This window comes from Picrophilus oshimae DSM 9789 (assembly GCF_900176435.1).
In the GTDB taxonomy this organism is placed as follows: domain Archaea; phylum Thermoplasmatota; class Thermoplasmata; order Thermoplasmatales; family Thermoplasmataceae; genus Picrophilus; species Picrophilus oshimae.
The window spans coordinates 179,793-203,219 of sequence record NZ_FWYE01000004.1; the positions used below are offsets into that span (position 1 = coordinate 179,793).

The 23,427-nt window shown below is 36.9% G+C and carries 15 protein-coding genes and 1 tRNA gene; 3 read left to right on the forward strand and 13 right to left on the reverse strand.

What is annotated here, in order from left to right:
- The first annotated feature begins 54 nt into the window (after positions 1-54).
- Positions 55-1,389, forward strand: a complete 1,335-nt coding sequence (locus tag B8780_RS07350; RefSeq protein WP_084273214.1) for an APC family permease — start codon at positions 55-57, stop codon at positions 1,387-1,389.
- On the opposite strand, the gene B8780_RS07355 is transcribed toward B8780_RS07350, so the two are convergent.
- From B8780_RS07355 to B8780_RS07370, 4 genes are read right to left on the reverse strand one after another with little or no spacing between them, the layout of a single operon-like run.
- Positions 1,378-2,556, reverse strand: coding sequence for an NADP-dependent isocitrate dehydrogenase (locus B8780_RS07355; RefSeq protein WP_011176969.1), 1,179 nt, complete (start codon positions 2,554-2,556; stop codon positions 1,378-1,380). The genes B8780_RS07350 and B8780_RS07355 overlap by 12 nt on opposite strands.
- Positions 2,557-2,565: 9 nt before the next feature.
- Positions 2,566-3,663 (reverse strand): citrate synthase/methylcitrate synthase, encoded by a 1,098-nt coding sequence (locus tag B8780_RS07360; RefSeq protein WP_153274239.1) that lies wholly within the window; start codon positions 3,661-3,663, stop codon positions 2,566-2,568.
- Positions 3,653-4,507: a methylisocitrate lyase gene (gene prpB / locus B8780_RS07365; protein WP_084273216.1), complete on the reverse strand. Its 855-nt coding sequence runs from the start codon at positions 4,505-4,507 to the stop codon at positions 3,653-3,655. Before prpB ends, B8780_RS07360 begins: the two co-directional genes overlap by 11 nt.
- Positions 4,500-5,777 carry an MmgE/PrpD family protein gene (locus B8780_RS07370; protein WP_084273217.1) on the reverse strand — a complete coding sequence of 426 codons (1,278 nt, stop codon included), beginning with the start codon at positions 5,775-5,777 and terminating at the stop codon, positions 4,500-4,502. The genes prpB and B8780_RS07370 overlap by 8 nt, the downstream gene beginning before the upstream one ends.
- An 87-nt stretch (positions 5,778-5,864) precedes the next feature.
- On the opposite strand from B8780_RS07370, the gene B8780_RS07375 reads away from it, so the two are divergent.
- Together B8780_RS07375 and B8780_RS07380 are read left to right on the forward strand one after the other, a co-directional pair.
- Positions 5,865-6,776 (forward strand): acetamidase/formamidase family protein, encoded by a 912-nt coding sequence (locus tag B8780_RS07375; protein ID WP_236719416.1) that lies wholly within the window; start codon positions 5,865-5,867, stop codon positions 6,774-6,776.
- 39 nt (positions 6,777-6,815) lie between these two features.
- On the forward strand, positions 6,816-7,319 hold the full coding sequence (locus B8780_RS07380; protein ID WP_084273219.1) for a carbonic anhydrase: 504 nt from the start codon (positions 6,816-6,818) through the stop codon (positions 7,317-7,319).
- Between the two features lie 2 nt (positions 7,320-7,321).
- Here B8780_RS07380 and B8780_RS07385 read toward each other — a convergent pair.
- The 9 genes from B8780_RS07385 to B8780_RS07425 form a co-directional block, all read right to left on the reverse strand.
- Positions 7,322-7,395 (reverse strand) — tRNA-Arg (locus tag B8780_RS07385).
- Between the two features lie 28 nt (positions 7,396-7,423).
- Positions 7,424-7,645: a hypothetical protein gene (locus B8780_RS07390; RefSeq protein WP_048059411.1), complete on the reverse strand. Its 222-nt coding sequence runs from the start codon at positions 7,643-7,645 to the stop codon at positions 7,424-7,426.
- A gap of 22 nt (positions 7,646-7,667) precedes the next feature.
- Positions 7,668-8,414 (reverse strand): dihydroorotate dehydrogenase electron transfer subunit, encoded by a 747-nt coding sequence (locus B8780_RS07395; RefSeq protein WP_084273230.1) that lies wholly within the window; start codon positions 8,412-8,414, stop codon positions 7,668-7,670.
- A complete protein-coding gene (locus B8780_RS07400) occupies positions 8,411-9,304 on the reverse strand; it encodes a dihydroorotate dehydrogenase (RefSeq protein WP_084273220.1) in 894 nt (297 codons plus the stop codon). Before B8780_RS07400 ends, B8780_RS07395 begins: the two co-directional genes overlap by 4 nt.
- A 29-nt stretch (positions 9,305-9,333) precedes the next feature.
- Positions 9,334-13,161, reverse strand: a complete 3,828-nt coding sequence (locus B8780_RS07405; protein ID WP_084273221.1) for an AAA domain-containing protein — start codon at positions 13,159-13,161, stop codon at positions 9,334-9,336.
- A 54-nt stretch (positions 13,162-13,215) separates the two neighbouring features.
- On the reverse strand, positions 13,216-15,009 hold the full coding sequence (locus B8780_RS07410) for a VWA domain-containing protein (protein WP_084273222.1): 1,794 nt from the start codon (positions 15,007-15,009) through the stop codon (positions 13,216-13,218).
- Positions 15,006-18,383 carry a cobaltochelatase subunit CobN gene (locus B8780_RS07415; protein ID WP_084273223.1) on the reverse strand — a complete coding sequence of 1,126 codons (3,378 nt, stop codon included), beginning with the start codon at positions 18,381-18,383 and terminating at the stop codon, positions 15,006-15,008. Before B8780_RS07415 ends, B8780_RS07410 begins: the two co-directional genes overlap by 4 nt.
- A gap of 25 nt (positions 18,384-18,408) precedes the next feature.
- A complete protein-coding gene (locus B8780_RS07420; RefSeq protein WP_084273224.1) occupies positions 18,409-22,056 on the reverse strand; it encodes an ABC transporter substrate-binding protein in 3,648 nt (1,215 codons plus the stop codon).
- Between the two features lie 132 nt (positions 22,057-22,188).
- Positions 22,189-23,427, reverse strand: a 1,239-nt coding sequence (locus B8780_RS07425; RefSeq protein WP_236719417.1) for an ABC transporter substrate-binding protein, incomplete at its 5' end; no start/stop codon positions are given.

The window sequence follows — 23,427 nt, forward strand, 5'->3', positions numbered from 1 at the left end:
GTGTTATATAATAAAATGAATTTACTAAAAATAAAATATATTTAAGTGATTTTAATGGAGTTTGGATCATTAAGGGAGAACGTTCATAAATTCAATGATCTGATAGCACTTTCCGTTTCAAGCGTTGCACCGGCATTCAGCATAGCAGCCTCGTATGGCGTGATATTTTATTATCTAAGATTTCAATCCCTGCTCGGAATTATAATTGCAATGCCGTTCTTTCTCCTTGCTGCATTAATCTTTAAAAAATTTAACAGAAGTATCCCAAATGCCGGTGCATCCTATGTCTGGGGAAAAAATCTTGTTTCGGATAGATACGGCAGATTTCAGTCATGGATAGTTTCACTTGCATATTTTTTCTCGATACCGCCGATAGTTATACCTGCAGGCGAGTACACAATGGATCTTTTAAAATTATTTGGACTTGTTACGGAAAGCACGGTTAATTTATTCCTTATCGGCTCATTCTGGATACTTATATCGTTTTTATTCCTTGCACTCGGGGCAAGACCAACATCCAGGGCAACCGAGATATTTATAATAACAGAGATCACGGTAATTTTAATCTTCCTTGTGCTTGCAATAAAAGGTTTTCCTGAGCATTACATAAACAAATTTTCATTCTCCTGGGTTGACCCATTAAAGATAAAAAGACCTTACATGTTTATAGCCGGTTTCCTGGCAATAGCAACAATAATGGATGGCTGGGAGATAGATTCATATGCCTCTGAGGAATCAATGAATAAAAATAGATATCCTGGAACAACTGGAATCATTGGTTTGATCTTTGTTTTTATAATATATATTATAACAATGACGCTCATGGAAATGGAAACGCCGGCAGGCATGTTATCATTAAGTGATGATCCATTATTTGCCTGGGCATCTTATATATCAGACGATTCGTGGATAATGCTCATAGCTGTGATATCATCAACCGCAAGCTCTCTATGGCTCACAACATACATACTGAGCAGGGCATGGTATTCAATGGCCAGGGATGGTATAATGTTCAGGCCATTTGGCTACATAGATAAACGCGGAAGCCCATTAATATCCCTGATTATAATAGCATTATTAACCGAGATTGTAAATGCTGTTATGCTTTTTATACCATCAATAGAGAATTTCTTTGCAGAACTTTTATCACTATCAGGCGCCTTCCTGCTGGCAGAGTTCTGCATGGATGGCTTTACAGGCCTTTACTTCTTCTCAGGGAAAAATAACCATAACAAATTCTATATTTTAATTTCTGCGATTGTCTTTTCAGGCATGCTTTTAATGATAATCCTTGGCTTTTATACAAATATAAACCTGGTATACATAGCCATACCAGTGATAATACCAGGGATTATAATTGCAATAAAAAATGTAAATTTAAGAAACTAATACCTTTATTTTATCTACAAGGTAATCACCGTATTCCCTGGTGCCAAGAGGCTCAACGTTAAAGAACCTTGCAAGATCGTTTGTAACCTTCTTTTCGTTTATTGATGCCTGTATTGCCTTTTCTATTGCATCAGCTGCACGGTTCCAGCCCATGTATCTAAGCATTAACTGCGCACCGCGTATCAGCCCAAGCGGATCTGCAACGTTCTTTCCGGCGTACTTTGGCGCTGTACCATGAACAGCCTCGAACATTGCACCGTTGTCGCCGATGTTTGCACCGCCAAGCGTGCCTATATTGCCTATTAAGGCACCGGCCGCATCCGAGATGTAATCACCGTCAACATTTGGCGCAAGAATTAATTGATACTCATCTGGCCTGGTTATTATCTGCTGGAACATGTTATCCGCGATTATATCGTTTATTATTATCTTTTTATCATCGTCTCTTGATACGTAATCAGAAAATTCATTCAGTGCTGTTTCATATGCCCACTCCCTGAATGCACCTTCTGTGTACTTCATGACGTTTCCCTTGTGCATTATTGTTATCTTTTTAAGATTGTTATCCATGGCATATTTTACCGCAAGCCTTGTTATTCTCTGTGTTTTATACCTGCTCATTGGCTTTATGCCTATACCAGAGTCGTCGCTTATATCTATGTTAAACTCGTCCTTGAGGAATTTTCTTATCCTTTTTGCCTCATCCGTGTCGTAGCTCCATTCATAGCCAAGGTAAAGATCGTCAGTGTTTTCTCTAAAGATCGTTAAATTAACCTTTTCTGGATTTTTTAATGGGCTTTCAAGACCCGGCATGAACTTTACAGGCCTTATGTTTGCGTACAGATCAAGCAACATCCTTATTCTAACATTTATCGATTTAAAGCCCTTGCCAACAGGTGTATTCAAAGGCGCCTTTAAAAGAACCCTGTAATCATTTATTGCCTTTATTGATTCCTCCGGAAATCTATCGCCCTTTAATTCCTCGGCCCTATCTCCAAGGAGGATCTCCTTCCATGCTATGGATTTTTTCTCCATGGCCGTGGCAGCATCCACAACCTTCCTGGTTGCATCCATTATCTCAGGACCTATGCCGTCTCCATTTGCATACAAAATTACAGGCTTTTCTGGTACTATCCAGCTTCCATTTTCAAACATTATTCTGTCCATAATAATCACCTATCTTTTTATAAATCTCTCACCATCGCCATTGTATATGGCCCTTGGTCTTATCAGCCTCTGTTCATTTTCGTTGTATTCTATTATATGCGCCAGTATCCCGGTTACCCTGGAAAGTGCAAATAATGATGTGAAAAACCAGTGTTCAAAACCAAGCTCATTAAATAAAAGGCCAGAGAAAAAGTCCGTGTTTGGATAGATCTTTTTCTCCCTGAAGTAATCCAGGGCAACCCTTTCAAGCTCCAGCGCCGTATCAAGTATTATCCTATTTTTTTCATCGCATAGGGACATCGAAAGCTCCCTGAACTTTTTAATCCTTGGATCGTATGTTTTATAGACCCTGTGACCGAAGCCAATTAGCCTTTCCCTGTTTTTTATTATATGCTCATTGAACCATGGTTTAACGTTCTCCGGGCTGCCAATATCGAGAAATTCAAGAAATGCGTTTTCCGCAGCACCACCGTGGAGCGGCCCCTTCAATGCGTTCATTGCAGATGATAATGATGATAGCATATCTGATAGCGTCGATGCGGTTACAAGGGCCGCTGTTGTGGATGCAGGTATCTCATGATCCATATATAGTATCATTGCTGCCTCAAATGCCTTTACATTTTTTGGGTCCATGTTATTTGTAACCCTGAGAAAACCACTAACAGGATCGCCTAAATCTATATTGTAAAGCTTTTTTCCTTTTATATGAAGATATATATTTGCAAAGACATTAAATGATAGACCTATTATCCTTCCAGCATTCCTCTTATTTTCATCAATTGACCATTTCATATTATTATCTATTGCAAGTGCTGCAAAAACAGATGATGCCATGGAGAGTGGATCTCCTTCTGGAAATGTATCGATCATTGAGAAGATCCTCTCGGGAAGCTTTCCATCGCCTATGTATGAACTGAATAATTTTAATTCTTTTGAATCAGGTATCCTTCCGTAAAGCATTAGATATGCAGTTTCCATAAACGATAGATTGTTTACAACATCGTTTATATCGTATCCACGGTATCTCAGTACACCGAGCTCACCATCGATGTATGTAAGCTTCGTATGCTTTATATATGTGTTTTCAAGTCCAAGATCAACGTCCATTGGCATGCCTCCAGTCAGCTATTTTACCATCCATATTTGCATAAAAATCATAGTTTATAACCTTGTATTGATCGGATCTTGTCATTAAATCGTTTATTATATTTTTTTGCGTTCCATCATTATAAAGTGCCTCATAGCATCTCTTCATTGCAAGTGCTGCAGCCCGGAATGCGGTAACAGGGAATATAACAAACCTGTATCCAAGCTTTTTAAATTCATCTGCAGTTATAAACGGTGTTTTTCCGAATTCTGTCATATTTGCAAGAAGCGGTGCCTTTACCATAGATGAAAAGTACCTGAATTCATCCTTTGTTTTTAATGCCTCTGGAAATATTATATCGGCGCCAGCCTCAATGTACATCTTTGCACGTTCAATTGCATCGTCAATACCTGTTACACCCCTGGCATCGGTCCTTGCTATTATCAATGCATTTTTTCTGGCCATGTCTGCAGCCTTTATCTTTTCAACCATGTTTGATGCATCTATTATTTCCTTTCCGTCAAGGTGGCCGCACCTCTTTGGCATCTTTTGATCCTCTATTTGAATGGCGTCTGCGCCCGCCCTTTCAAGAACCTTAAATGTCCTGTATACTGACAGGGCCTCGCCAAAGCCTGTATCGGCATCAACAATGATCTTTATGTCTGAAACCTCTTTTATGATTCTTACAGAATTCTCAAGCTCAGTTAATGATATCAGGCCAAGGTCCGGAAGGCCCATCGATGATGTCAGTGCACCCCCGGACAGGTAGCCTGCAATAAAGCCTGATTGCCTGGCCAGCCTTGCGGAGAAACCGTTAAATATACCAGGAACGGTTAAAAAATCATAATCAAGAAGATCATTCAATCTCTATCGCCTCCATGGAATCTAAATGCCATAGTTTATCAAGTAATTTTTTGTTATTTGTTAATTTAATGAATTTTCCCTCTATTGAGCTTAAACTCATTGGCCTTTTATAATGGCCCTCAGGTATATCTATATATTTTTCAATATCGTCGTTTATTACAATCTTTATTGGCAGTTTCTCTGGATACTCATTTGTGTATTTATAATCCTCTATGATGTTTATTTTTTTCATTAAATCACGGGCCTTCCTGTATTCGTTAATATTATAGTTCTCCAGCCAGAATGATCTGTTTATCATTGTTGAGGCTATTATAAACGGCAGGCTATGATCGGCAGTCTCCTTGTTTTCAGGGTTCCATTTGCTCTTGTCTGCAAGTATGGATATTGCCGCCTCGTATGTGTAAACATCAATTTTTTTGATTTTGTCAACGCTTATTTTATTTGATAGGTATAATGATGCAGCCACTGCGGCCTGTGCATGGTACTCAACAGGATACTTTTTTATATACGTTTTTTTCATGTAATTTACATCGAGATCATCAAAAACGTTTTTGTTTATGTCCCTGGCTATTATATTTACAAAGCCAAGCTCACCGCTAAGCGGCGTCTTCGTCGACGTGAATCCATGTAGCGTTGCAAGGGCTGCGAAAATGGAGTTTCTTGATGATTCCGCGGTTGCACCAGCCTTCCACATTGTAAGGCTTCCTACCCTGCTCTCCCGCAATGCTATATGCGGTACCAGCGCTATTGATATCGTGTTTATTGTCTGATCAATATCAAAGTTTAATAATGATGATAAAGCTGCTGCCATGCCGATCTCTGTAAAATTAACATGATCGTAACCCTTCTTTCTTAATGTCGTTGAATCGCAGAATTTCATTGAAACCGCATAGCCGACTGCAGCGGCCTTTATTATATCCCTGCCGGTTTTTTTAAACAATGATGCCGCGGAGATTATTGTCCCGAACATATCACTGGGATGCAATGGCTCCAGGGAAAGGTATGTATCATTAAAATCCAGATATCTTATTAAAAGCGAGTTTATAAATGCGGAAAGTCCTGGTTCTGTATTTTTTATTCCAAATGTAAGTGCATTGCCCTGTGAATAATCTGCAAGATGTTTTATTGCATTGTATGCAGGTGAATCCATGGATGCATAGGCAACGCCAACGGCGTCAACAAAGCGCTTTTTTATTTCATTTACTGTATCATCATCAAGATCTTCATATTTTGATCTTACAACAAAATCTGCAATTTTATCCTCAATCATAAAAGTGTATGTATAAAAAACATATATTGTTTTTTAAAGGTAAATATCTTTTAAAAAAGCTTTAGATATAAAATGATATTAAGTTTTATGTTTGATATAGATGGTTTTGATGATAAGAATCTCCATTTTTCATGGAATGCAATTAATAAGCCTGTTATTTACATAAACGATGGTGACGTTTTAAATATAAATATACCGGACTCATCAACGAATCAGATCAGGTACGATTCAAGGGATATGAAAATAGATAACTCAAGGGTTGATGCGGCAGTTGGGCCTGTTTATATAAATGGTTCAGAGCCTGGCGATGCCATAGAGGTTGAGATATATGATATAAAAACAGGAGGATGGGGCTGGAGTGCCATAATAAATAATTTTGGCCTTTTAAAAAATAGATACAATGAAAGGTTATTTATCTGGGACATTGAAAATGGTTATGCCAGGGGAGTAAACTTTCTAAAAGGCATTAAAATACCATTGAACCCATTTATAGGCATAATTGGCACGGCACCTGCGCTTGGAAAATATGAGATGATACCGCCACAGCACTTTGGTGGCAACATGGATAACCGATTAATAAGATCTGGATCAAAGGTTTTGCTCCCTGTAAACGTTAATGGTGGGCTCATATCATTTTCGGATCCGCATGCATCCCAGGGCGATGGCGAGGTCTGTGGAACCGCAATAGAAACCTCCGCTGTTTTAAAAATAAAAATTAGGTTAATAAAGAATCGCAATTTAAAAACACCGATAATATACTCAAATGAGAACTATTCAGGGAATGTAATAGCAACGACCGGAATAAATAATGATATTTATAAGGCGGCAGTGGAGGCAACATCAGAGATGATAAATTACCTATCAAGGGAGCTAAACATAACAGAGGAGGAATCTTACATATTATGCAGTGTTGCCGGCAATCTCAGGATAAGTGAGATTGTTGATGAGCCAAACTTTGTTGTTTCCATGGTGATGCCAGAGAATGTAATATCAAAATGAATTAATATAAAGATATATAATATTATTACATTTGCATTCATGGATGTATTAATATCATGCATGGATTACCGCTTATCCAGATATCTTGAGAACAGGGCGGATATAATAATAAGAAACGCCGGCGGCGTAATCTATGATATAATAGAAAAAATAAAATCGCTTAAACCTGACAGGATTATATACATGCCACACAGTGATTGTGCTGCAATGAAGCTTGCAGGCAGAATTTTAAACAACGATGTTGAATGCGATTTTGACGTTTACAAACATCTTGCAGTGCATTTCAAAGGTGTTTCAGACATGGAAAGATACAATTACGAGCATGGGCTATCATTATTAAAAGAGTATTTTAACAATGTACATGGAGAATTTATAGATACAAAAGCCATAGAATGGCCTGCCAGGAGGCCGTACTATAAATTGCTTAAAAGCTCTGATAAATATGATGATTTGGACGGATATTATATAATACAGGCCCCGGATCAATCCTGGGTGGAGAATGATATAAAAATAGCAAAAATGCTTGGTCTATCAGAGAAATAAAGCGGGCCCGCCGGGATTTGAACCCGGGTCCTCGGCTTCGAAGGCCAACAGGATATCCTAACTACCCCACGGGCCCGCTACATAATCGTTATAAACAATTTAAATTATTCCAGTGTATTCTGGGTTTCGTTTCCGTCCGGAAATATGTAATCGAGTTTCCTGTATTTTATATAATCAAAGAGATTGTAAAGTCCCCTGCCCTGATATAATAATTTTTCTGCCGTCTTAAAATTGAAGCACAGGCTGCATCTTGTTATATAGCCCTTGTGCAAATAGCATAGATTATCCTCATTGAAAATGCAAAGCTCCTCGATGGATTTTTCCATGAAATAATATAATTTAATAATATTAAACCTTTATGAAGATTCTTTTTCCTGAATAGGACAATCTTGAAACCCCGAATTCAGGCATTTCCTTTAATTTTTCAATTGAAAATACAGGCCCCTCCGTGCAGAGCTGTATCCCGGAAATGGAGCATGAATCGCAGATGCCGACAGCACACTTCATCTCACGCTCAAGCGAGAACTCTGCCCTTACATTTTTATCCTTTAAGAAATCAAAGACTGATTTCATCATTAACTCTGGGCCGCATACGTATATAATATCAAAATCATCCAGTTTTATATCCTTTAAGGCATCTATTACATGACCTTTTATACCACGGCTTCCGTCGTCCGTTGTAAATATGGCCCTGTCCCTTAATTCATCCTCGAATATAATGTCTGAGCCATTTTTCAGGCTCTCTATTACAATGGAATTATCATCTATTAATGGATGCATTGACGCTATTCCAGAACCTGCAGCTATTATTAATTTTTTGCCGTCAACAAGCGTGAAATGGTTTCCGTATGGCCCTCTATAGAAGAGCCTTTCACCCTTTTTATAATTTATTAATCTCATGCCAAGTTCATTGTATGCCTTTATTGTAATCGCCTTTGGCTTTCCTGTGTATGATAATGACAACGGTATCTCGCCGTATCCGGGAACCCAGACCATTATGAACTGCCCTGGCATGGCATTGAAGTCCGCATCGAAGAATATTGTATGTGTTTTCTCATTTTCCCTTACATTGTTTATAATATACGAGTATTTCATCTTATAGCACATCCCCTTATCTCACTTAGTGATTCTATATTATTTTCCTTCATAAAATTTAGTATGCCATTGGTTATTTCCGAAAATATCTTCTTGCCGTGCCTGTAGATCCCGGTACCTATTTCAACGGCCGAGGCCCCTGCCATGATGTACTCTATTGCATCCTCATAGTTTTCTATGCCGCCAACACCTATAACTGGAATTTTTAATTCCCTTGATACCTCGTAAACGTATCTTATACCAACGGGTTTTATTGATCTTCCAGAAAGACCGCCGTAGATGTTGCTTAGAACTGGCATCCTTGCGTTTATATCAATCTTCATGGCCTTTAATGTATTTATAAGCACCAGTGCATCTGCCTTTTCAGCGGCCCGCGCCTCCTCAAGTATATCATGTGTGTTCGGGCTTAGCTTTGCAAAAACAGGTATATTCACCTTTGATTTGACCTCAGAAACTATTGATTCAACAAGCCCAGGATCTGAACCAACCTCAAGGCCAAAACCCTTTACATGCGGGCATGAAAGATTTAATTCAACGGCTATGGCACCGTAATCCTCCATCCTTTTTGCAAGATATGAAAAATCCTCCGGACCTGTTCCAAAGATGCTTCCTATGACATTGCTTCCCCTTAATATCTCCATCTCACCTGAGAATGCATCTATACCTGGATTTGAAAGTCCTATTGCATTTATAAAGTATGGATATTCATCGTAAATAACAGGTGTTTCAAAACCCCTGCGCTCATACATGCCTATCGATTTTGTAACAACCGCCGAGGCCCCATGTTCAAGAATTTTTTTCATTGTATATGCATTCTCGTCAAGTATGCCTGATGCAAGAATTAATGGATTCTTGAGATTAATCGATGCTATTTTACATGAAATGTCCATGAAACGGTTATAATAAAATTGTATTTATACTAGAGCATTGCATTTTCATTTAAATTTGATATCGTTTTTATTATATCATCTATTACGCCGTCCATGTTTTTTATAAAATCAAGTGACCAGACGCGGTATACATGCCAGCCACGATCCTCCAGGGCGTTTTTCCTTATGCGCTCCCTTTCACTGGCTGTTTTCATCTCATAGTATGTCCAGCCATCGGTTTCAATGCCAAGTATGTATTTATCACCTGTGTTATTTAAAACCGCCAGTGGTATGTTATGCTTTGAAAATCCTATGTCCTTTTCCATGTTAAATCCCCTGGAACGCAGCTCCCTGTATATGTAATCAATGATCATATCGTTGTTCTTTATCTTCATATATGATGCATCGCTGCTTATAGCAAATTCCATGTACTCTTTTAATAGTTTTACTCCAAGGGCGGTGTTCTCATTGATCTTTATATCCTCGGGCATGAAGGATGAAACGATTATTAGCTTCCTCCTTGCCCTGGTTATTGCAACATTTAATCTTTTTTCACCGCCCGCAGCGTTTATAGGCCCGAAGTTCATTGTCATCTTTCCGTTTTTATCCTTTCCGTAGCCAAGGCTTATTATTATAACATCGCTCTCATCGCCCTGAACGTTTTCAAGGTTCTTTACGAAGATTGCGTCCCTGTTCAATGCATCCTTTATTATTTCATCGTCTTTTGATATATCCTCAATTTTTGATGTTATTAGCTGTCTTTGCGATTCATTTAATGTGACTATGCCTATTGATATATGATCCGGTTTAACATAATTTATTTCCTCCTTTACTATATTTGCTATCTTCTCGGCCTCAATATCATTTATACGTTTTTTCCCACGATCGTATGAACCGCCGACGTAATTAAAAAAGACACCGGAATCGTCAGGATTTATATAAGAAGATGGAAACGTTTCAAGTGTATTGTCATAAAAATGCTTGTTTGAAAATGCTATTAATTTATCATCATAGCTTCTGTAATGCCAGCGCAGCTGTATCCTGTTCAGGCTCATTGAATCGTACTGATCAAGTATGTTCTCGAGTATTGTATAATTCTCATCATTAGGTTCCTCGTCTATACCCTGGAAGAACGTCGTTGGCGGGAGCTGCTTATCATCACCAGAGATTATAACCTGCCTTCCACGTATAATTGATCCTATGGCCTCTGCTGTTCTTATCTGTGAGGCCTCATCAAAGATCACAAGATCGAATTTTATTTCCGGATCAATATATTCACTTACGGTTAACGGGCTCATCATAAAGCATGGCCTTATATTAAAAATAAAATCGCCAAGAGATGATATTATCGATCTTATGGGCATGAAATTCTTCTTCTTTGCATTCTCGGTCTTTATTATCCTTATTGCCTCCGGGTTCTTTGCTATTGAATCGATTCTTCTCTCGTTCAGCCTTGATAAAACAATGGTCTTGTTTATATCTATTCTCCTTTTATCATATTTTATGAAGTTTGTTATATACCTTTCATGTTTTATTCTGTTAAAATTGGCTATTATGCTATCAGGATCGTTATCAAATGGCATTACCGATGGGTCTATGTAGCTTTCAATAAACTTTGAATAGAATGCCTTTTTAAATGCCTTTATTATGTCATTTGCCGAGACCCTGTTTCCAAGTATTGAACTCAATCTTATGCCCTTTAGACCAAGGGATTTCATCATATCCCTGAATTTTATGAATTTTATTATATCCTGGGAAATAACAGAATCTATGAATTTTTTAAGATCATTTATATTGCATGAAAATATATCGCTGTCGCTGATTTTTAAATTCTGGAACATGTTATTTATAAACCCAGTATTTTTATAAATGTCTATGAATAATGATTCTGCCTCCATTATTTTTTCAATGTTTAAATAACCTGATGTAATAAATTTTATAATTGAATCCGGAACATCACTGTAAACATTTATTATGCCATTTACATAATTATAAATTTCATCGCTGTAATCTGGATATATACTTTCTATTGCATTTTTTAATATTTCTATGTCCTTTTTTACATTAAGCATGGCAATGCCATAGTTTATATCATCAAGAATATCGTTATAGTCCTTTCTTGATTTATCATTGCTTAAGTTTAATATTGTGTTTACCATCGATTTGTATCCTGATGACATCCTTTTAAAAACTGAACCATAAGAAAGCAGCCTCTCCTTTAGATCATTTAAATCAATGGTTAGAAAATCCTCGGATCTCCTCTTCTTTATCTCTGCAAGCATTGAATTGAATTCCTCCTGCTTTTTAACCATCTGATCGTGCATGTTTTTTAGGTTTTCAATAAAATGCCTGTCAAAGAGCCTTTCATCCTTTATAATTATGCTTTTATCGAGCCTTTTTATTACATCTATTGATTTTATCATGTCATTTACAGATGATATATTTATTCCAAGATTGTTACTTATTATATTATTATACTTTTCAGATTTTAAAAGATCATCGTAAAGTTTTTTTATAATGCCATAGAACTCAGAGCTGTGTTTTTTGTAATCCTCATCCTTGAGCTTTAGCAGTGGTATTGAATAATAATTCTCAATGATATCGATGTAATCATCGAATTCCGTTAGGTCAAGTTCTATTTCCTCAAAGGCATCCTTGTTTATATTCAATAAATTATCGCTGATCTCTATGTTTAAATCTGTTAGATTCTCTATGTATTTATTTACAGCGTCGTATATTGATATCTGCATGTTCCCACGGCGCCTGTGTATCGCGTTAACATAATTGTCAAGGATCCATGTGAAGCGGTCCTTTGGCTCCTGCGGCATCTCGACGTTCTTCTGCATCTCTATTGATTTATAAATGGATTTGATAAAATCGCTTTTTACCTTGCTGCTGTGGAATTCAAGTATATAATCATCAAAACCAAGCCTTTCAAGCCTTTTTTTAACAACGTCTATGGCGGCCTTCTTCTCGCTGACAAAGAGCACGCTCTTGCCAAGGTACATGGAATCCGCTATTATGTTTGCTATCGTCTGGCTCTTTCCCGTCCCTGGAGGGCCTATTAATATGAAGCTTGCACCCTTCCTTGCCGCGTATATTGCCTTAAGCTGGCTTGAATCTGCATCAAGCACATTCCTGACGTTGTAATCTATGTCCGCCGGCATTATCCTGTTTATCTCATTTAACTTTTCATAATCCTTTGCAAGTATTCTTGCCAGATCATTTGATTCTATCTCTGCATGATGCTTTCTTATATCCTCGTATATTGTTATGTTTGTAAATGATATTGTACCTATATATGATGATTCAATAACCTTCCAGCCTGTGCCCTTAATGGAATTCTTTAGTATTTTCATTGCCTCTGAAAGATCCATTGTTGAATTTATATCATAATTAAAATCTATGCCAAGGGCATCAAATCTCTTCTTTATGTTTGGATTAAATATTATATCATCATCAATATAATTTATTGAGTAATCCTTCATGAAACGCCTTTGCATCTCAACGGGTATAAAAAAGATCTGCGTTTCTATATCGTTGTTAAAATCATCCTTCCATTTTAAGATACCAAGTGAAACGTAAAGCGTGTTTATTCCATGTTCATTTATTGAATTCCTTGATGAATAATATAAATTGTAAAGCGATCTTTTTCCATAATCCTTTTTTGCAAGTGTTATTTCATCATGCCTGTGCTCATCATCATTTTCCTGGAACCTCATTGATTTTCCCTTTAAAACAAGGTTATCATAAAGGGTGGACATCCTTGGTGATACAATCTTTATAAAGTTTTTGCCATCAAAGTAAAGCATCTTATTGTTCTTTGATGTATCAAGCAGATCCTTTTCCCATTTGTCAATAAAGGTTTCTATGTCCATTTAATCCATCATTAATTATTAAAAATGTATATTAATTTTCCTACATCAAAATTTTTATAATATCCTTGATTTTATCTCAAAGATTAAATTTTCGTCCTTTTTTAATATAATTCCATTTGATGCATCGGCTATTGCTTTATTATATCCTGGCAAAAAGTCATCATCGTTTATAACAAAGACTCTGCTGTACCTTCCAAGGTATTCTGCAGCATCGTATATCCTTTTATATGACGCATCAGGATAGTTCCCACGGCCATCTGTGAGAAAGAATGATACCGTTTTTTTATTATATCGTTTTGAAATATCGGCACAGAGCCTTAGAGCATCAGCCAGTGGCGTTTTCCCGGAGCTTTTTATGGATCTCAATGAGGCCTCTATGCTGCTAAAGTTCCTGCTGAACCATGATATTAAACTCGCCTGTGTTCCGGAGAAGGATACAAGGGATACCCTTGATCTCTTTACATATGCCTCTTTTAATATCATTGATGATATGTTTATCGCATCATTTATTCTGCTCTTAAATTTCATGGATTTGCTTGCATCCACGGCAATTATGAATGGCATTGATCCCTGTGATATCCTGGATTTAAAGGAAAGATCGTATGGCATTACACTTTTATCCATGTTCATGGCCATGTTTAAAAGCGTTCCATGGATATCAAGATGGCTTCCTGGTCTAAATGATGCCCTGTTAAATCCGGAGCCAGTAGATACCCTGCCGGAATCATTTGATGTTTTTATTCTAAACTCCACGGATTTTACATCCTTTTCATTGCCTTTTTGATTATGAATTTCATAATCATTTTTGCTGCTTTTATCGTTTTCATTGCTGCCATCTTTATTATCTTTATGATCAAAATCATTGTTTATATTATTGTTTATTTCCGGCTTTTTTACATCCTTTGATCTGTGATTCATTGCAAAGTAAAGTGCAAGGTCAAGGTCATTTTTATCTGGTTTTTTCCTGCCATAATATGCGGCTATGGCCCTTGCTGATTTCACGGCTGCAATCATTGCCCTGTTGCCAAGACCTTTTTCCATGATCCTTGAGGCTAAATACCTTAAGTCATCATCATCGATTTTTATCCTGTAAAGATTAATTCTTGCATTTATAATTTTATTTTTTATGTAAATATCATTTTTCATGTATCTTTCCTGAAAAGATACTGGATCCCTGTTAAAATCCTCAACCCTTTTTGATATCTCAACCATCTCTTCAATGCTCTCCGGAAGCGATGCGGTGACCGATATACCAAAACGGTCAAGCAGCTGCGGCCTTAAATCACCCTCCTCCGGGTTCATTGTACCTATTAGTATAAACCTCGCAGGATGCACATATGAAAGGTTTTCACGTTCCACCCTGTTTATGCCGGTTGCTGCAGAATCAAGTATTGCGTCGACAATACTGTCGTCAAGCAGGTTTACCTCATCTATGTAAAGTATGTTTCTGTTTGCCTCGCCAAGGATGCCCTCGTTGAGCCTTACCTCGCCATGGAGGGCTGCCTTTACGTCCAGGGAGCCAGCAACACGATCTATTGTGGCGCTTAATGGTATTTCCTTTATATCTATTTTTTTATAGACTGTTTTTAATTTTTTATTTTTTAAATTATCTAAACATTCATCGCATAGACTGTTTTCATCATCAGGATCGCAGTTAAACCTGCAGCCGGTGCTCTTTATCTCCGGAAGTATCTCTGATAATGATCTTACCATTGTTGTCTTTGCTATTCCCTTTGGACCTATTATTAATATTCCGCCTATTCCAGGGTCTATAGCATTTATTAACAGGCCAAGCTTGACCAGATCCTGTTTTACAATGGCCGAGAATGGAAAATTTACCGTTTTCATTCTGTTTCACCCTCCATTTCAATGTATGATTCCTCCAGGGCCTTTATCCTTTCATTATCGGTATTCCATATGCCGCGTTTGTTTGCCTCAATAAGTCTCGATGTTATTTCATTGTATGCCCATGGGTTCTCATTTTTAAACCAGTTTTTCATCTCATTATTTAATGAGAATTTATCAGCTATTCTATCGAATATTCTGTCATTGACCATTTTCGTTGTGGCAGCCCAGCCATAAAGGTGTTCGATCTTTTTTAACATCTCTGTGGCGCCGCGGTATCCAAATTTTTTCTGCGATGATATCCAGTCATCGTTTAGAAGCTTCATAACAACGGTTCTTTCTATTTCCTCACCCATCGTTCTTACCCTGGGCCTTGATGGATTAAATGTATCCTCGAACATTAAATTCGGGTTTGCGCCGGCCTTTTTAGATGCAAGGAAGAACCCGCCGGCATAGCTGTAATTGCATGAATCGTCCATTATATCTATCTCATCAATCTCCCTTTTATGCACTATTGACTCTATTTTGGATGAAATGCTTATTAGATTGCCTTTTGCCTCTGTGCCAAAGTTGTTCCTTCCATATGAATAGCCCATCCACTCTATAAAAACATCTGCAAGGTCATTTTCTGATTTCCAGCTGCTGGATTCAACAGCATTGCTTACACCGGAGCCGTATGAGCCTGGCTTTGATGAAAAGATTCTGTTTAGATGATTAAGCTCCCTGTAATGCTTTTTAATGTAATTTACATCATCGCCTTCGTTTAATGCAGCTATCTTATTTATGCCGGTGTCAATTAATTCTATTACATTAAATAGATTGTCACGCACTATACCACTGGCCTGTATTACAACGTCTATTCTTGGCCTGCCAAGCCTTTCAATTGGAACTGGTACAACATCCTTTATCTTGTTGGTGCCCTCCTGCCATACCGGTTCAAGGCCAAGGGTGTAAAGTATCTGTGATACAAGCTCGCCGTCAGACCTGTAAATATCCGTTGACCATAGAATAAATCCAAGAGTTTCTGGATACCTTTTATTTTTTTCCAGCTCATTTTTTATAAGCTTTTCAGCCAGTATCCTTCCGATTTCAAATGATGATCTTGTTGGTATCTTAAATGGATCAACAGCATAAAAGTTTCTGCCTGATGGTATAACATCGTATCTACCCCTTGCCAGTGAGCCTGAAGGACCGGTTTCTATGTAATTCCCGGATAATGCCATTAGAAGGTTTCTTTCCTCATTAATTCCGGAAATTCTTAGATTTTCTATTATTTTTTTATCTGCTTCCTCAATGTTTTCAAGGCCATTTAAATAATTAATTATCTTTTTTCTCTCCGTTTCTGGATCAACTTCAAAGCGCCTGGCGGTTGAAACGTATTCTATTAAATCGTTATCATCGATGCTCGATGCAAAAGTGTATAATCCCTTTGATGTTATTGAATCCTTGAAAAGGTTTAATCTATGCTCTATCTCATGCGTTGCCTTTCCAGGATCGTCAAATCTTATATCAAGTCCAAGGTTTTTGCAGGTTTCCTCTATTTTTTTTATTATCATGCCTGATCTATTTTTATTCTCACTCTTTTCTGATTCCTCAAAGTCATCTATTAGATCCTCAAGTTTTCTTACATCATCAGGAATATCACCATAGGCTGTTGGCGGCGTTATATAATCTAAAAGCACTGCATAGCTGCGCCTCTTTGCTATTATACCCTCACCTGGTACATTTGTTGAATAAAGATATATATGCGGCATGGTTCCAATTGATATCTCAGGGAAGCATGAACCTGATAAACCAAGGCCCTTTCCGGGTGTGAACTCCAGGGTTCCATGGGTCCCAACATGTATTATTGCATTGGCCTTGAATACGTGCCCGATATAATAATAAAATGCCAGCCAGTAATAGGTCACAGGAGTTTCAGAATCGTGTATTGATCTTATGCTATTAACATCGTCTGAATATGTTATCCTTTTTGGCTGTACGCCTATAAAAACATTTTTATATAAAAGCCCCGGTATTATAAAATTCCCGTCCATGACCATGTAATCGCGTTTATCATTTAAGATGCCCCAGCGCCCTATAATTTTTTTCCTTGAGTATTCCGGCAGGCTGTTAAAGTAATTATTAAATTCATCTATGCTTAATTTATAAAATGAGTTTCCGTTAATTATATCATCTATTGATGTCCATTTACCCTCAGGTATCGCCTTTTTTGACATTATCTCCCTGACAAGTGCCCCGCCATTTTCAGGAACTGAAACGTCGTAACCGTTGTTTTTGAGTATTTTTAATATGTTAACAACGGATTCAAGAGTATCAAGTCCTGTTGCGGTTCCAATGTTTGCCTCAAGATCCTTAAATGATGAGCCTGAGTGTAATATTATTGCTATTTTTTTATCATTATTTTTTAATCTTCTTAGATTTATCCAGTTTTCTATCCTTTTTACCATGTATATTATCTGATCATTTAATGGTACAAGTTTTCTGTATACTGCACCAGATTCACTTACCCTTTCAATTGCACCGATTATTATGGGCTCTATTGTTCCATCCATTTCAGGTATCATTGCACTCATTATTGTGCTGACGACGTCAAGGCCGCTGGAATCCAACCATTCCTCAGGTGTTTTGTAATAATATATCAATGCCTGGAACACAGGAACGTTCATTTTAATAAGCGTTTTTTTATCGTTTTCCTTTATTAATGAAAAGGAGAGCATGTTTATTACGGCATCAACCTTATTTAAAAAGTATTTTTTTATGCATTCCTCGGCACTTTCTATATTTCTTGTTTTATCGCCGAAGCCGTTTGTGAAGACCGGAATGGCCTTTAGGTTATGATCCTCAAGACTCTTTATTAATGCATCGACTATCATTGTATCATTATCGGCCCAGGCGGTTCTGTAAAAAAGTATTCCGACAGAGCCTTTATAATTATTTCCGGTTGATTCATTGTATATACCTGAAAATGGCAGCTTTTTAGGCTCTTCATAATCACACGGCTCTATTAAATTTTTTATATACAAAAGCATGTTTTTTATATTTTCATAGCCACCATAAAAGTAGTAATCAGAGATCTTTGATTGAACCCCTGGATCCATCTTTGAATATCTGCTTAGAACAGGATCTATCGCTATTACAAGATCCTTTTTTGATATAATATTCTCTATTTTTGATAATATATCACTGTATATGCTCTCGCCTGAGAAATGATGTATGAAAACAGCATCGCTTTCATTAATAAAATTTATAAAATCATCATCAACCGGATCGAGCCTTGGATATTTTATCTTTAAATCTATATTTGTTTCCCTGGCAGCCCTTATAAATGAGCCTATAATTGAGCCGTTCCAGCCTATTAGTACAGCCAACTTCATAAAAAGTAAAATGTATTTTACTATATTAATGATTTCTTTTTATTATCAATAGAAGCATTGCAATTATGAATGCCACAATGAAAATTATCATTAAATACAGGTAAATGCTGTTTCTATTAATTATATATGTGTTTGCATAGATATTGTATTTATACACTGTGCCGTTGTAAACTATTTCAATGGACGTATTTTTATTTACATTTAATAAATAATGTGACTCACCGTTTACAGCTGTGTAATTTGAAGATCTCCCATTGTATATAAACTCATATGTTCCATTTATCCCGGGACCGTATAAACTGCCAGATGTTAATATTATATTCAATACATGATCTCCGGAATCCAATATAAATGAGTTTTCTATTCTTACTGAATTTGAAATATTAATGTTTATATATGTTTTTACAGGTTTTTGGATTATCGATTGATTTGAATATATTATTGAACTTGCACTTGAATTTTGTGATATTGCGCTTATAATAAAGTCGTCAGCAGGTGTGTACATTGATGTTATATTATCCTTTATAAATGTTATGAATTCATTATTATATGGATTTTCCAGTGGAATGTAGAACCATGGATAGAACGTTGTATTTGCATATCCATTTACCGTTGTTATATTTACCTCAGGCATTAATGTTGAGGCAAAGTATGAGTTTGGATTGAAGCCGTTTACAGAATCGCTAAAGAATCCACGATTTGGACCAAGCATGTTCTGCGCTGTTAATGATATATTATAATTGTTTAATGGTTCCTTATTTAAAGAGGCATATGCGCTTATATTATAGGTTCCATTAGAATTCATTGAATAATCAATTCTTATATCAGGAACGATATATTTTGATACTGTTAAAGGTATCTCAACAGGTTCTTCATCGCCATAATTGCCATGAAGCTGTGAACCCAGCTCCATTATTGGGGTGTATCCGGATTCTCCAGGCATTGAAACACCGGAAGAGTAATTTCCAAGGAAGATCCATGTATGTATTAAATCTCCATTGGCCGTGAAGTTTAGTGAATTGTTACAGCCAAGCTTCAATTCAATGATGCCGTTTGATCCTGTTTCACCGTATACCCCGGTTATATTATAATTTATCAATGTTGCATTTTCTGCTATGCCAATGTAATTATTTGATGTATTGTATATCCCCTGGCCAGGCATTGGATATATCTTCAATGCCCCGCTGGGAACCTGTATATTATAGGAATAGCCTGAAACCGGTTTACTGCCGTTTAGCACCGTTATATTAATATAATCATATTTTCCAGGATATAAAACGGTGCTTCCGGACATAATTAAACGAATCTGATGCGGTGATGCATATATATCTGTGTAATTTGATACCGGTCTGTAACCATTCAAATCTGCAGTTGCAGTTATGTTAATGGAATTCATGTATCCTGGCGAATATATCAGCTGGTTATCATCTATAATCTTAAATTCAAATTTGTAAGTTCCATAATTATTTGTAAATCCTGTTGTTGATGATACATTTAATATAATGCCTGGTGGGGATTCGCCTATAAATACCATGGCATGGTAAACCGGTGTGCCATTTTGGTATCTAACGCTAACAGTAGCATTTCCATACTGACCGTTGTAATACAGCTCCGAATTTGTGGAAACGTATATTCCAATACCGGTTCTTAATTTACCTTGCGTGAATGATTTATAATGCAATGAGAGAAAATTCCAGTACCAGAAGCTTTCTATGCCAAGATTGTCTTTTATTATTCCTGTAAATGTTGAATTCGTTATTGGTATTGTATCTATTTTATATCCAAGGTTTATTATGGTTGCCTCATCGGCCGCTATCAGCTGTATTTCATCTGATGTATTTATCATTTTATCAACTGATGATTCCGAGTTTAATTCCTCGGTTAAATTGTTTAAAAGCGATGTTATCTGGCTTCCCGTGTATGTTCTATTATTAAAGGCCATCGATGTGAATGGTCCGTAGTAAAGACCCGTGCCATTGCCCTGTATGTTATAAAATTCGAGGAAGAATCCGCCTGGGTATCCTGCTATTCCGGTTATTGGACATGTTATCATATTAAAATTATAATCTATTGTGTTCTGGCATGCCGTTTCAGAAGCCTCCTCTGTGACTGTTGTTTTTATGCCAATACTGTCAAGCTCCTGCGCTATAACCTCCATGGCCTCAACTATGTTTGGATCTATTGATGCACTGGCAACCTGTATATCCGCTGTAACCATTTTATTATGATAATACCAGTGATTATTAATAAAATGCATTCCTTTTATTTCTGATATAATTCTCATTGAAAGGTTTGGATTGTAATTATATGCCGGAATATTATTATCATGCCATAACGTGTCTGAAACTGGAACCACTGATGTTCCTGGTATATCATAACCCTGGAAAACAACAGACGCTATATAATTTTTATTCACGGCGTATTCTATTGCCTGCCTGAAGGCTGTTATATTATATGGCGCCTCCATGGAATTCATCTGTACATAATTATATCCGGTAGAAACCTTATCGTAAATGTATGTATCAGGTATGGCCTTTAATGTTGGTATAAAGGATGGCGGTGGTGGCAGCACTATTGAGTATATTTCGCCCTTTGATTCAGCAGCAACGGCTGCAGAGTACTCCGCAAAGAAGATCATTTTTATGCCGCTGATCTTTGGATAATACATGCCTAGATTCTTGTATTTTACTGTGAAAAACGATGGATTTTTTGATAATTCCCAGTAATTATTAAAAAGAATTCTTCCTGCGTATGATGAACCGTTGACAATCATAAACGGGCCGTTTCCAACAAGGCCGCCCGCTATTCCTGTTACAGGGTTATAATCAAGATTCCATGAATTATATGAGCTATCTGCCGGAAGATTTGGCGAGTAATTCCATAGACCCGGTGTTGATGAATAATCATGATTGATCCATATATGATATGGAATTACCGGAACAGTAAGTGTACATGGCACAAAGGATGATGACTGGTTATCGAGATAGTATTCAACTGTTAGATTATTCAATGGAACAATATTTACTATGTTCTGGAATTCACCCGTGTAATCAAATGAATCAAAGAGGATTTTCCATGATAGAATAATATCTGCTGCCTGGAGATAATATGTCTTCATTGTTATATTATTCCATGTCTGGTTTTTTCCCGTTTCAACGTTGTAAAAATCTTTGTATCTATATTTATAAACGTTGCCCGAGGTTGAGTTAAACTCTGTATAGTTTGTAAAAACGTATGTGGAATCCATATTTTTTCCCGTTATATCTGTCCAGGCTATACCGGGCCTTATTTTTAAAAGCCAGATGTAGCTTACATTTTCATTTGTTCCTGTAACCGGATCAAATGTTTTTATATTCTTGTCTGAGACATTGTACTCATGATAGCATGAGGCAAGCCATGGTTCTATGCTCTGATTCGGCATCATAATTGCAGGACTCTGGTATATCTCATTAAGCAGGAAAAAATCGCAGACTCCCTCCGCCCGGAATATATTTAAATAATTTATATCGCCAACCTCGCCCAGTGTGTAAATATTATTAAATGAACCTGATGTTAGATAGCCTTCCTGAATATTGTTATTTGAATTGACATTGCCGGTGAAAAATGATGTTGCAAGCAATATAAAGACTATTAATATTGAGATAAGAATTTTATTTTTTATATATCTATTCATAGAAAAATAACACTAAATAAAATATAAACCTTTTTATTAATATTTTATTATCATGACTGAAGAATTTTAAAAATGATCATTCTCTTTAATAATTCTGGTTATAAAAATTAACATGATTTTTAAAATTGTACATCAAAAAATTTGGAAGAATTTTGTTGCTGCTATTACATTGCATGATATTAAATCGTTTAATGTATTGTAATTTAGATTATGCATTGTATAAAAAGAATTATTTGATGATCCGTTGTATGATATGTACATTAAATTATAGAAGTATCCCATAAATGTATTGTACTGAAAATCGTGGATATATGGCTGAACAAAGTAGTATGCGTATGGTACCGGCAGCCATATATATGCGTACTGTTCATAGACTATTTTTGAAACGTTTTTCATATAATTTACCTGCTCCGTGGTATTGATAAAGTCAAGAAAATTAAAATAGTGCTGAAGCGTTGAATTATCAACCCAGGCCTTGTTCCCAATACCACCATCAACAATATCATACATGGCCATTAACTGCTGGCCTACTGGATCGGAGAAATCTGGCTCCCAGGCCAGATCAACGAAGTGTGGAGTTTCTGCTGCAGTATTCCAGCTACCAACAACGCCCTCGGTTACATATGCCGCTGTAAATTTAAGGCCAATACTATCAAATGAATCTATCGCTATGGTCACCTGTTCTGATTCCAGTGCCGTTGGGGGTGAGGTTCCTGTTATTGTAAACGTATGTGATGATAGATCCGTTCCGGATTTATCACCGATCTTTGTTCCGTTTGGCAACACAACGTAGAAGTGGCATTCATCACCTGCAATTGTCAGGTTCTGTATTGCAGCTGTTATGTTCTGTTTTGGCAGCGGGAAGCTATCAGGATTGTAGTATGCCTTACCGTACTGTGGTGATAATGGTCCAAGCTCAAGGTATGCCTCAGGTGTTCCATTGTAGTTATTATTATATATCGTCAACTCCTCTGCATAATTCAATGAATCATAAAAAGCCACTCTGAAGTGTAAATTCTTTGTGTATGATCTCTGTGTGTTCATTGATATATAGAATGCACCAAGAACCTTGTATGATTTAACAAGGTTTCCATTTGCCTCTGATTTATCATAGAATCCTGAGATTATCTGCTTAAATGATGATGGACCAACCTCGCTGATCTGGGATGTATTATCATCGAAGTCCTCAAGACGGTCTGTATGTGATAATCCGTATTTTATTACTATCTCCGGTATGTGTGCTGGCTGTGCTATTGCAGGTATCTGTGATGCATGGCCATTTACCCAGTAGTTTGGATTCTTTACAAGAACTATGGTGCTTAGACCGGATGATACACTCTTTATTGTGTATGGACCTGAGCCTATTGCACC